Below are 12727 nucleotides of genomic sequence, written 5' to 3' on the forward strand. Positions count from 1 at the left end.
GCATTTTTACTTTTTTAATCAAATATTTTAAGGCGTTTAACGAGAATTTTATGCCTCAGCATAATCTTTAATTACATTTACAATAGTAAACTAATATGCTATTAATCAAACAAATAATTCCCTCATTAATTAGCAAATTAACTTGTTTTTGAGGTTAAATTAGTTTTTAAGTTTAGTTGTTAAATGTTAGAAAAGCTCTTCGTGCCGAAGAGCTTTTTTATGTTTTATAGGAATCTAATTATAGAAATTTTGACTTCAAATCTGGAGTAGGTATCATACACTCTTCTTTTTTACCATACCATTTGTAACGATTTTTTGCAATATAATCATAAACCCAATTTCTGATAATAGTTGGGATAATTAAAAATACGCTCAACAGATTGCGAGGAAACCCAAGTTTTGATGCAATTTTTAAAGCTGCTGTAGATTTATACGAAATACCATGCTCATTAGAGTAGAGTATTATAGAATCTATTTTATTAGTATCTATATTAAACTCCTTGATTATTTGTTGGCCAACTTCACTTTGTAACGCTGTAAAGAGAAATGCATTGTTTTTATCGTGCTTAATAATATATTGAACCGAAGCGTCACAAAGATTGCAAACGCCATCAAAAAGCACTAGTTGTTTATGTTTTGGTAATTGTATCATTTTACAGCTTCTACAAGTTCTAACTGATCAACACCAACATTAGTCGTAAACATTCCATAATTAATAACAGCTTTGTTTTTTTCAAGTTTATCAATACTTCCTACAGCTCTACCATCTTGCAATCGAACTCTATCGCCAACTTTAAATATTGGTTTAGGTTTAGGTGTAGCATCTACTTTTTTCTTAGCTGCTTTCTTTTTCTGGCGAATAACTTCCACTGTTTTTTCAGCTTCTTTAATAACCTTTTTTTCTTTCGCTTTCTGAATTTGCTTTTGTTTAACTGACACCTTTTTTCGTTTCGAATTCTCTATTTGAACTAATTTAAACAATTCATCCATTAATTCTCGCTTCTTCTTGTTGTCAAAATACTTTTCAGACAAATCATTCAATTTTTGTCCTAAATAAATCAAGCGTTGATTGCTATCATACAACTCTTGGTAGCTTTCTAGTTTCTTTTGAATTTTGGCGTTTATTTCTTCTAGCTTTTCAGCTTCCGATTGTGTTTTTCTCTCGTTTAGCTTTAATGACTGCTCTGTTTTTTCAAGTTTACTACGCTCTTTTTGAAGTTTAGCAATAGTAGCATCAAATCGGATTTTGCCTCGCTCAATTTTCTTTTTTGCTCTATTAATTAAGCTGTAAGGAATTCCGTTTTTTTGAGCAACTTCAAAAGTAAACGAGCTTCCTGCTTGCCCTAAAGCCAATTTATACATTGGTTCGAGACTTTTTTCATCAAAAAGCATATTTGCATTTTGCATAAAAGGTAACTCGTTAGCTAATATTTTAAGATTAGAATAATGTGTTGTTATAATACCAAAAGCTTCTCGATGATAAAACTCTTCTAAAAATGTTTCAGCTAAAGCGCCTCCTAATTCAGGATCACTTCCTGTACCAAATTCATCAATCAAGAACAAAGTATTCTTGTTGCATTTTTTCAAGAAATAATTCATCTGTTTTAATCGATAACTATAAGTGCTTAAATGATTTTCAATAGATTGGTTGTCACCAATATCGCTTAAAATTCTGTCAAACAAACAAATATTACTTCTTTCATGCACAGGAATCAACAAACCACTTTGTAGCATGACTTGAAGCAAACCTACTGTTTTTAGTGTTATACTTTTTCCTCCTGCATTTGGGCCAGAAATAACAATTATTCGATTATCTGAATGCAATTCTATAGATTGAGGATATGTTTTTAATTTCTTTTTCTGATTAGAAACATAAAGTAAAGGATGATATGCATTTTTTAACACATAAACCTTATCGTTATTAATTTCTGGCAAAATACCATTAATTGCATTCGCATATTTTGCTTTCGCAGAAATAACATCAATATCTGTTAGAAAAGCTTGATACTGCTCTAAAAGCGAAACATAAGGTCTTACAAACTCTGTTAATTGTTTTAATATTCGAGTAACTTCTTCTTGCTCATCAAACTCTAAATTATTGAGTTCTCGAGTATAACGAAATGTAGTTTCTGGCTCAATATAAACGATACTTCCTGTTTTACTACCTCCTAAAATAGCACCTTTAACTTTGCGACGATACATTGCCTTTACAGCTAAAACACGTTTGTTATCTACAACAGATTCTCTAATATCATCTAAATAATCTAAGGCACTATAGGTGCTTAAAGCCGAAGCAAAACTTTGATTTATTTTCCCCTTTATAACATTTATGCTTTGCCTTAAGGATAACAACTCATTTGATGCATTATCTTTTACATCTCCAAAGCGATCAATAATAGCATCTATTTGTTCAATCAATACTTTTGTGACTTGTATTGATGATGAAAACTGTGATAAAGTAGGGTAGTACTCTTCAAACTTTTTTAAGAAGACAATAATTTCGTTACAATTTTGTGAAATGGAAGCAATCTTCTTAAAACTTGAAGTCTCTAAAAACGAATTCTCAATTTTTAAATACTGAATTTCTTTAGTAATAGGCTCAAAACCATGATTTGGTATTCTATTTTCGTTATGTAAAGACGCTAAATATTCATTAGTATAATGTAAAGCTTCAACAACCATTTCTTTTGACGAATATGGCAAAACGGATAGTGTTTTTTCTTTACCTAATGCAGTAATACAGTATTCAGACACTTGGCCTAATACTTTATAAAACTCAATATCTTGTAATGTTTTTTCGTGAATGTTAATCATCCTTTGAATTCCTGTCATTTATAAAGGAAAGCAAATTTACGTATTACAATTGAGATGTGGAATTTTTGGGTAGTTCGCTTTCGGTTTTGTGTATGAAACGTAGCGTCTAAATAAACGCTAACTTTTCGGATTTAGCATGAGCCGAATTTTTTATTTTTATGTTTTATTTTCTTTTATAAATATAACCAAATAAAAAATTTGACGTACTTTGTAAATATACAAAAACCTCTCTAAAAGCCTATAATAGCTATGTTTTATACACGTTGTTGTGCAACGTTTTTAATCTCCACTCCAATCTGGATATCCTATTTGTCCCCAAAAATATCCGCTATCTTTATTGATAATATAAATAACAAATTGATGTTCCGTTTGAACAGTTTTCAAATATGTATCTTGATTTTTGGTAATCGGTTCAACATTTTCATTTATATATGTTGACACGCTTTCAATCAGCTGGTCATCTTCTGAACCATATAATTTAGAGAGTTCGTTTTTAATTTTATTCGAATATTTATGCATTTCGTTCTTTGTAACAAATTCAAGTGCTGATTCTCGGTCAAATTTTAGATGAAGCCATATTAGTCCTTCAAGGTCATCTTCACAATCCAATATTTCAACATTTTCAGGGAATTTTATTCCGCTTGAGTTTTCGAAGAAATCAAATTCGCAATACGATTTTGTTTTTACATTTTTACAAGAGATTAAAGAAATACCAAGTGTGAATACGAAGATTAAATTCCGTAACATTTTAGCTCGACTTCCAGGTTTATTTTCATTTTCTAATTCAGCTCGTGAATTTGTTTTCAGTTTACTCAATTCAGAAGTATTTTCGTTTTTTGACAAATGTTTCACAACGGTTAAGATATCATTCGTCATATATTATGATTGATATCATCCAAAAGCGAAGTTAGTTTTTAAATGCATAAATATCAAGTCAATAAACTTGTTTTTCTAGTCAAAAAGCAAACAAACTGTTAGTAACTAATTTATTTTACTATTAGTTGAATAAAATGATAATCATATTTTTACAGTATAAGTATTAATTCATGGAGGTTAACATACATTCAAGCTGGAAAACTCAATTAGAAGAAGAATTTAATAAACCATATTTTAAAGATTTAACGAGTTTTGTAAAGGATGAATATTCAAAACATCAATGTTTTCCTCCTGGAAAGCAAATTTTTGCAGCCTTTGATTGGTGCCCTTTTGATAATCTTAAAGTTGTTATTATTGGTCAAGATCCTTACCATGGTGTTGGTCAGGCAAATGGATTGTGCTTTTCTGTAAATGATGGTATTTCTCATCCACCATCATTAATAAATATTTTTAAAGAAATTGAGTCTGATTTAGGAATGCCGTATCCAACTTCAGGTAATTTAGAACGTTGGGCTAAACAAGGTGTACTGTTATTAAATGCTACTTTAACTGTTAGAGCTCACAACGCTGGTAGCCATCAAAAAAGAGGTTGGGAAACATTTACAGATGCTGTAATACAATCTATTAGTGATAAAAAAGAAAATGTTGTGTTTTTACTTTGGGGAGGATTTGCTAAACAGAAAACAAAGTTAATAGATACATCTAAACATCATGTATTAACTACAGGTCATCCATCTCCATTAAGTGCAAATAGAGGATACTGGTTTGGTAATAAAAGTTTTAGTAAAACTAACTCCCAGTTGGAGCAAGTTGGCTTGGAGCCAATTGTTTGGTAGAAACTGTTCTTTTTTGCTCCTGCTTTATAATGTAAGGCTTTTCTACTTGTTCTTTTGTTGATGTTTTATTACAACTAAAAGCAAGGAGTAAAAAATTTAAGACAACAAGAAATGTAAGAGTTAAAGTAATTATCATTATCATATTCTGTTAGGTTATGCCAATAAAACATTGACGATTGGGTATGACAAATGTAATTAAAATTTTGAGAAATAGAAAGTTAACTAAAAAAACTTAATGATTTGTTAAATATGAGTATGTAATGAGTAGTATTTTTTACTTCAGAATTTTAACAATTTGATTGTAGTCTTTACGCTTTTTCATGATGTCTAAATCCATAAGTTCGTTTTGAACTTTATTCACAGTAGTTTCATTAATAATATCTTGAGACCATTCGGTTAGAGATAACCATTCTTGTACATCTTTAAGTTTTTGATTATATCTGTTAGCAATTGTCTTATCTATACTAGGAATATCTTTAAACTCGATTGTAGTATTATTAATGATGTCTAAAATGGTTTTGACATCTTCTTCGTTAGATTCTAAAAATTCATTGCGAACAGCGATTACAAAACAAGGCCAAGGTGTTGGACAATAATCTACACACTTAAAAATTTTATCATCGACCAAAGGTTTAGTAGTAAATTTCTCCCACATAAAGTAGTCGGCATCTCCATTTGTAAGTGCTTTTACTGCACCTTCTAAATCTTGGATAACTTCAAATTTTAAATCTTCATCAAGATTCCAATTGTTATTTTCAGCATTTATATATGCCATTAAATGTGACCCTGAACCATAACGACTAATAGCAGCTCGTTTACCTTTTAAATCATCAATAGATTTAAATTTTGAATCATGGGCAACATGTATTCCCCAAATTAATGGCGATTGCACAAAGATTTGCACAATTTTACTCGGATTCCCTTCTACAATATCTTTAATAATACCTTCGGTAAGAATGACTGCCATGTCGATATCGCCTTTACGCAATGCTTTGTTCATTTGCCCTGTGCCACCATGATAATCTTCCCAACGTAAGTTTATATCTTGAGCTTTATACTCACCATTTTTAAGCGTTAAATACCAAGCTAAATTAAAATGTTCTGGAACGCCTCCTATTTTTATCGTTTTCATTAATCTTCTTTTACTCAACTAATTTATTTAAAGCATACACTATTAAATCATCTACAATTGTTTTTGGGTCATTACTAAATTCGCCTGTAGCTCTATTAGCTATAATAGCATTCATTGATAATGCTTTGTGCCCAAGCAAGCTTGCTAAACCATAAATTCCTGCTGTTTCCATTTCTAAATTAGTAATAGGCATTCCTTTATAATTAAATGATGCTAGTTTATCATTCAAATCGTTATCCTGAATAGGGAGTCTTAAAATACGTCCTTGAGGCCCATAAAAACCTACATTAGTTGCAGTAAAACCTTTTACTGTTCTAGCTGAACTCATTTTATTGAATAGTGATTCGTCACATTTTACTACATAAGGAGATGATTTTGAAACAAACCAATTGGTATGATTTATAATTGCTTTAGATATATCGTCATACTGAACGTGCTTGCTTTCATAAAAATGCAATAAGCTATCAAACCCAGCAGCATAATCACTTATTAAAAACGAATCGATTGGAATTTCTTTTTGGATTGAGCCAGAAGTTCCTATTCTAATAATATCTAACGATGTTAATTTACTTTTAATTTCACGCTTTTCTAAATCTATATTTACTAACGCATCTAATTCGTTAAACACGATGTCTATATTATCAGTACCAATACCTGTTGAGATTACAGTTATTCGTTTTCCTTTGTAAGTGCCAGTTTGTGTATGAAACTCTCGTTTTTTTGTTTGAAATTCAACAGTATCAAAATATTTTGTAACACTATCAACACGATCAGGATCTCCAACAGTTATTATTGTATTAGCTATATGTTCTGGACGCAAATTAAGATGATAAACACTTCCGTCTGGGTTAAGTATGAGTTCGGATGCTTTAATAGGCATTTATATTTGTTTTTATAAGTTTATTTTGATCTTCATTAAAATGGAAATCAAATTTATTTACACCTCCAAAAGGCATATTGTTATTTAATTCTGTTGAAAAATTATACTGTCCTAATAAGGCTTCATGACCTTTGCGATTAAGAGTAATACCTTCTTGATTTTCATCAAAAAATATAGACAGTTTTTCAATCATTCTCATGAGTTGTATATCACCAAAGCCATAATAACCTTGATAATTTAATGCGTATCCTAATAAATGCTGTCTGGATTTAATAGGATACTTTTTTACAATTTCTAATATATTCGTCTCTAAAACTGATAATCCAGTTTTTGAATCTGGAAATCGTCTTAAATGCGCTTTTAGGCAATTACTCAAATACTTAAAAGGCGACTTTTTTGTAATATATGGTTTAAAAAGATTGTGATCTTTACCACAATAAGTCTTCCAAAGTGTTATTAATAAATCAATATCAGCTTCAGAAAGTTTGATTTTTTCTTCGAAATGATTTAAAAGCTGCGTTGCACTTAACTCTGATAAACCTTTTAAATCGTTTTCTCCTTTTATACGTCCACTAGACACTAAATACAAAGGTGCTTTATTATTTTTTTGTTGTAATAAACTTACAACAGCCATTAAATTAATATGGCAAAACAAATCATATTCAAACCAAAGGATGATTTTAGAATACTCGCTAGTATTGTTTAAGGTTTTAATTTCTGTTTTAAACTCCTCTTCATTAACCTCAATATCATAATAATCATGAAGAAATTGTTTTCTTATAGAAAAGAAATGCTCTGTATCAATTTGTTCAGATGTTGGGCCCTCACATAACATTTCCTGCCAAGTCAAAATGTCGTCAGTGAAATTTAACTCTCTTAAATAATCGGTTAGACTATTTCCGTTAGTAATATGAAGAATTTTGTCTGACATTTATCCACCTACACGCTTTACATTAAATCCTTTTTCTTTAAGAATTTGCATTATTTTGTCTCTATAATCGCCTTGAATAATAATCTTGTCATCTTTAAAACTCCCACCAACACTTAATTTGGTTTTTAGTTCTTTGGCCAGCAGTTTAAAATCTTCAGTAGCTCCATTATAGCCTTCTAGAATTGTTATAGGTTTCCCTTTTCGCTTTTCGTACTTACAAATAATTGGGTCGTCTTGAAGCCAAATATCAGAGCCTTCATCAACATTTTCAGGAGTTTCAGGTTCATGTTCAGGGAACAACTTTTTAAGTTGGTCTTGCAAATCCATTAAAAACTATTTTTTTATTAAGCCCAAATCAACTAGACGTTCATGTAAAAACTCTCCTGCTGTAATATCGTCAAACCCTTTAGGGTGATCTTTATCTATACAACTATCTAAAACGTCTAATTTCATTTCACTAATAGGATGCATAAAAAACGGAATTGAGTAACGAGAGGTTCCCCAAAGTTCTCTTGGCGGATTAACAACACGATGTATTGTAGATTTTAATTTGTTGTTTGTATGGCGTGATAACATATCACCAACATTAATCATTAGTTCATCTGGTTCAGCAATAGCGTCAATCCATTCACCTTTATGATTTTGAACTTGTAGTCCACGTCCTTGAGCTCCCATTAATAGCGTAATTAAATTAATATCACCATGAGCAGCAGCACGAACAGCATCTTTTGGCTCTTGCAAAATAGGAGGATAGTGAATTGGTCTTAATATTGAATTACCATTATGTATGTAATTATCAAAATAAGTTTCTTCTAAATCTAAATGCAACGCTAAAGCACGCAAAACGTATTTAGCTGTTTTTTCTAGCATTTGGTAGGTTTCTTTACCAATTTTATTAAACTCTGGCAACTCTTTAACCTCTACATTTTCAGGATATTCTTTAGCGCGTTCTGGATCGTCTTCAACATATTGTCCAAAATGCCAAAACTCTTTTAAATCGCCTTGTTTTTGACCTTTAGCGCTTTCTTTTCCAAAAGACACATAGCCACGTTGACCTCCAATTCCTGGTATTTCATATTTTTCTTTAACCTCAAGAGGTAATGAGAAAAAATTCTTAACTTCTTTATATAAATTATCTACTAATTTATCATCTAAAAAATGACCTTTTAAGGCCACAAAACCTATTTCTTCATAAGCTTTACCGATTTCATCAATAAACTTTTGTTTTTTAACTGGGTCTCCAGAAACAAAATCTTGAAGATTTACACTTGGTATAACATTCATAGTCGTAGTGTGTTTAAATTTTAATTATACGTAATACAAAAGTAACGAAAATACTGCTAAAAGTTACACGATAATATCTCTTAAAAAAAAGTAGCTTTATCTATATGCCAATCAATTTTTATTTACTTTTGAATTATAAATATAATACATTAAATAATGTTGACATCAACAAAGAGCCATATCAATTACGATAAGAAAAACATAGACAAAAGAATTCTTTTACAGTTATATAAAAACATGCTGAAGCCTAGACTGATAGAGGAGAAGATGCTTATTTTATTACGTCAAGGTAAAGTGTCAAAATGGTTTTCTGGTATTGGCCAAGAGGCTATTTCTGTTGGTGTAACAATGGCACTTCAAAACGATGAATACATCTTACCAATGCATCGTAATTTGGGTGTGTTTACTACTCGAGATATTCCTTTACATAGATTATTTGGTCAGTGGCAAGGCAAAGCAAGCGGATTTACAAAAGGTAGAGATCGCTCGTTTCACTTCGGTACACAAGAGTTTAATATTGTTGGTATGATTTCTCATTTAGGCCCTCAAATGGGTGTTGCGGATGGTATTGCGCTTGCAAATTTACTAAAAGGTAAAAAGCATGTAACAGCAGTGTTTACAGGTGAAGGCGGAACAAGCGAAGGTGATTTTCATGAAGCTTTAAACGTTGCGTCTGTTTGGCAACTACCTGTTATTTTCTGTATTGAAAATAATGGTTACGGATTATCAACCACCACAAAAGAGCAGTATCACTGTAAAGATTTAGCAGATAGAGGTAAAGGCTACGGAATTGATTCGTTTATTCTTGATGGTAATAATATTATAGAAGTTTATGAAAAGGTTTTAAAATTGGCCGACAGTATTCGTAAGCGTCCGAGACCTATTTTGATTGAATTTAAAACCTTTAGAATGCGTGGTCATGAGGAAGCTAGTGGTACAAAGTATGTTCCTGCAGAGCTAATGGCAGAATGGGAAGCTAAAGACCCAATAGTAAACTTTAAAAATTTCTTGTTTAACGAAAAAATTCTCACCACTAAAATTGAAGAAGACTATACTAACGAAATTAAGGCAGAAATTGAAGCAGGAATACAACAAGCATTTGGTGAAGATGATATTATACCAGATGAAAGTGTTGAGTTAAATGATGTTTACAAATCTTTTGACTATCAACATATTGAACCTAAATCTAAACCTGAAGAGATTCGTTTTATTGATGCTATTTCACAAGGATTGCGTCAATCGATGCAACAACATAAAGACCTTGTAATAATGGGTCAGGATATTGCAGAATATGGAGGTGTTTTTAAAATTACCGAAGGTTTTGTAGAAGAGTTTGGAAAAGACAGAGTACGTAACACACCAATTTGTGAGTCTGCAATTGTTGAAGCTGCTATGGGATTATCTATAGTTGGTATAAAATCGGTTGTTGAAATGCAATTTGCCGATTTTGTGACCTCAGGTTTTAATCCAGTAGTGAACTATTTAGCAAAATCTCATTACAGATGGAACCAAAATGCAGATGTTGTTGTAAGAATGCCTTGTGGTGGTGGTGTAGCTGCAGGACCATTCCATTCGCAAACAAACGAAGCTTGGTTTACAAAAACACCAGGTTTAAAAGTAGTGTATCCTGCGTTTCCTTATGATGCAAAAGGATTATTAGCAACAGCTATTAACGATCCAAATCCTGTGTTGTATTTTGAGCATAAAGCTTTGTACAGAAGTATAAGACAAGAAGTGCCTACAGATTATTTTACCATTCCATTTGGAAAAGCCTCGCTTTTACGTGAAGGAAATGCTGTAACAATTATTAGTTATGGAGCAGGAGTTCATTGGGCTTTAGAAACTTTAGATAAAAATACTGATATACAAGCCGATTTAATTGATTTACGCTCACTACAACCATTAGATACTGAAGCCATTTACAATTCGGTTAAGAAAACTGGTCGTGCTATTATTTTGCAAGAAGATTCTCTTTTTGGAGGAATTGCAAGTGACATTTCAGCATTGATAATGGAACACTGTTTTGAGCATTTAGATGCTCCTGTAAAACGTGTGGCAAGTATGGAAACACCAATACCATTTATTAATCAATTAGAGAATCAATATATGGCTAAAGGTAAGTTTGAAGCTGCTTTAAAGGAATTAATGGCGTATTGATTTCTAATTTAGTTAAAAGCTGATTGAATTTAATGTCTTTTCAATTCCATGCTTTTTGATATTTTCTTTTATCATGGTTTGTTCTATAATATCAAGCTTATCAATATCAACATTAATCATTGTTAACTTTATATTCTTACCACTTTTTCTAGCTTCAGATAAAGGTATATGAACTTTCTTTCGCCAACTTTTACGTTCACCAATAATCTCTCCATTTTTGTAAGTCTTTCTGTAAATATTGTCCTCATAGTTATTCACAAATTTGGGGTAATGTTTCATAGGTCTAATGATGCCTTTGGAAGCTTTCCCAATATAAAATCTATAATATAGTTCACCAATACTTCCAATTTCAATTAAATAAATTACTGGTTTTTTTGGGTTTTCAGTATGATTAATTATTTCTGTATAAAGCTGTTTTGCAAATTTTAAATTCTTTTCAAATATTGAAGTCATACTTCTATTTTTTAGCCACAGCTTCAACTTCGTCTAAAACACGTAGTAAATTACCACTCCAAAGCATTTCTATTTCTTCTTCAGTGTAACCACGACGCACTAGCTCTAACGTTACATTAAAGGTTTCAGAGGCATCACTCCAACCTTCAATTCCGCCACCACCATCAAAATCGCTACTAATACCAACATGCTCTATTCCCATAGTTTCTACCAAATAGTCAATATGGTCAACAAAATCTGATACATTAACTGCAGGAGGCGCATCTTTCATTTTAGAAATTTTATCTTTAATTAATGGTCTTATTTTAGACAACGCATTAAAGTATGTTTCACGTGCTTCTGTTGTTAAAGCTTTCATATCCTTGCGATCTACCCATTTAAGTCCCATTGAGTCTAAATGTTTTATGGCAAGTTCTTTTTCAAATTCTGCTCGCTTTTCGTGCTTTTCGGTATTTAAATATGACGAAAAGGCAACTGTTTGCACAACACCTCCATTTTTTACAATCCATCCTAATTGTTCATCATCTAAATTACGACTATGATCACATAATGCTCTAGCAGATGAGTGTGACGCAATAATTGGCGCTTTACTTAACTCAACCATTTGTTTCATAGCGTCTTTTGATGGATGCGATACATCTATCATCATACCCAAACGATTCATTTCTACAATAACCTCTTTACCAAGATCACTTAATCCGTTATGTAACCAAACTCCATCTTCTTCACCTGTGTTACTATCACTTAACTGACTGTGGCCATTATGTGCTAGCGACATATAACGTGCTCCCAGATTATAAAATTTCTCAACATTTTTTATGTCTTTTCCAACAGGATAGCCATTTTCAATTCCAATCATTGCTACCTTTTTTCCAGATTTTACAATTCGTCGCACATCGCTTGAAGTTGTAGCTAATTCAATATCATTTGGCGCTATATCCTTACATAGTTTGTGTATTGCATCAAATTTTGATATTGCATTATCATAAGCGTTTTTGTAGCCTTCGTCTGTTAATGTATCTTGTCCTGTATACACTATAAACCAAGCTACATCTAATCCGCCAGTTTTCATTTTTGGTAAATTAACCTGATTATCTAAATTCTGAGTGTAGTTTATTGAATCAGTAAAGTTTTTAATATTGATATCGCAATGTGTATCTAAAGTGATAACACGCTCATGGATTGCTTTTGCACGTTCTATTAACGCAATTGAATCTTGAGCTGCATCATCTGTATTTGTTGATTTGGAATCGTTTTTACAAGACATAATGGTTAGCATTAAACTGGTGAGAATTAAATATTTTTTCATAATCGAAGAATTGTTTTGCAGACGTGAAGTTACAAAAATGTCTTAATTTTTGATT

Annotated in this window: 12 protein-coding genes; 2 read left to right on the forward strand and 10 right to left on the reverse strand. The window is 31.5% G+C overall.

The window, feature by feature from the left end; all coding sequences use genetic code 11:
* Positions 1 to 238: 238 nt before the first annotated feature.
* From IEW41_RS07435 to IEW41_RS07445, 3 genes are all read right to left on the reverse strand, one after another.
* Positions 239 to 652 (reverse strand): thiol-disulfide oxidoreductase DCC family protein, encoded by a 414-nt coding sequence (locus IEW41_RS07435; protein ID WP_188605710.1) that lies wholly within the window; start codon positions 650 to 652, stop codon positions 239 to 241.
* A complete protein-coding gene (locus tag IEW41_RS07440) occupies positions 649 to 2814 on the reverse strand; it encodes an endonuclease MutS2 (protein WP_188605711.1) in 2166 nt (721 codons plus the stop codon). Before IEW41_RS07440 ends, IEW41_RS07435 begins: the two co-directional genes overlap by 4 nt.
* Before the next feature lie 279 nt (positions 2815 to 3093).
* Positions 3094 to 3666 carry a hypothetical protein gene (locus tag IEW41_RS07445; protein ID WP_188605712.1) on the reverse strand — a complete coding sequence of 191 codons (573 nt, stop codon included), beginning with the start codon at positions 3664 to 3666 and terminating at the stop codon, positions 3094 to 3096.
* 194 nt (positions 3667 to 3860) lie between these two features.
* Between IEW41_RS07445 and IEW41_RS07450 the strand changes: the two genes are divergently transcribed.
* Positions 3861 to 4526: a uracil-DNA glycosylase gene (locus IEW41_RS07450; RefSeq protein WP_188605713.1), complete on the forward strand. Its 666-nt coding sequence runs from the start codon at positions 3861 to 3863 to the stop codon at positions 4524 to 4526.
* Positions 4527 to 4800: 274 nt separating this feature from the next.
* On the opposite strand, the gene IEW41_RS07455 is transcribed toward IEW41_RS07450, so the two are convergent.
* The 5 genes from IEW41_RS07455 to IEW41_RS07475 are packed head-to-tail and all read right to left on the reverse strand — an operon-like array spanning position 4801 to position 8753.
* Complete coding sequence (locus IEW41_RS07455; protein ID WP_188605714.1) at positions 4801 to 5658, reverse strand: substrate-binding domain-containing protein; 858 nt, start codon at positions 5656 to 5658, stop codon at positions 4801 to 4803.
* A gap of 10 nt (positions 5659 to 5668) precedes the next feature.
* The gene (locus IEW41_RS07460; protein ID WP_188605715.1) at positions 5669 to 6538 is read right to left on the reverse strand and encodes a nucleoside phosphorylase; all 870 of its coding nucleotides are present in this window, start codon (positions 6536 to 6538) and stop codon (positions 5669 to 5671) included.
* Positions 6528 to 7469, reverse strand: a complete 942-nt coding sequence (locus IEW41_RS07465) for a DUF1835 domain-containing protein (RefSeq protein ID WP_188605716.1) — start codon at positions 7467 to 7469, stop codon at positions 6528 to 6530. Before IEW41_RS07465 ends, IEW41_RS07460 begins: the two co-directional genes overlap by 11 nt.
* The gene (locus tag IEW41_RS07470; protein WP_188605717.1) at positions 7470 to 7796 is read right to left on the reverse strand and encodes a translation initiation factor; all 327 of its coding nucleotides are present in this window, start codon (positions 7794 to 7796) and stop codon (positions 7470 to 7472) included.
* Positions 7797 to 7802: 6 nt separating this feature from the next.
* The gene (locus IEW41_RS07475; protein ID WP_188605718.1) at positions 7803 to 8753 is read right to left on the reverse strand and encodes an isopenicillin N synthase family dioxygenase; all 951 of its coding nucleotides are present in this window, start codon (positions 8751 to 8753) and stop codon (positions 7803 to 7805) included.
* Between the two features lie 156 nt (positions 8754 to 8909).
* Between IEW41_RS07475 and IEW41_RS07480 the strand changes: the two genes are divergently transcribed.
* Positions 8910 to 10910 (forward strand): alpha-ketoacid dehydrogenase subunit alpha/beta, encoded by a 2001-nt coding sequence (locus tag IEW41_RS07480; protein ID WP_188605719.1) that lies wholly within the window; start codon positions 8910 to 8912, stop codon positions 10908 to 10910.
* A gap of 12 nt (positions 10911 to 10922) precedes the next feature.
* Here the strand turns inward: IEW41_RS07480 and IEW41_RS07485 are convergent, their stop codons facing one another.
* Together IEW41_RS07485 and IEW41_RS07490 are read right to left on the reverse strand one after the other, a co-directional pair.
* A complete protein-coding gene (locus IEW41_RS07485; protein WP_188605720.1) occupies positions 10923 to 11363 on the reverse strand; it encodes a hypothetical protein in 441 nt (146 codons plus the stop codon).
* 4 nt (positions 11364 to 11367) lie between these two features.
* Positions 11368 to 12672: a dipeptidase gene (locus IEW41_RS07490; protein WP_188605721.1), complete on the reverse strand. Its 1305-nt coding sequence runs from the start codon at positions 12670 to 12672 to the stop codon at positions 11368 to 11370.
* Positions 12673 to 12727 lie beyond the last annotated feature (55 nt).

This window comes from Aquaticitalea lipolytica (assembly GCF_014641635.1).
GTDB lineage: Bacteria > Bacteroidota > Bacteroidia > Flavobacteriales > Flavobacteriaceae > Aquaticitalea > Aquaticitalea lipolytica.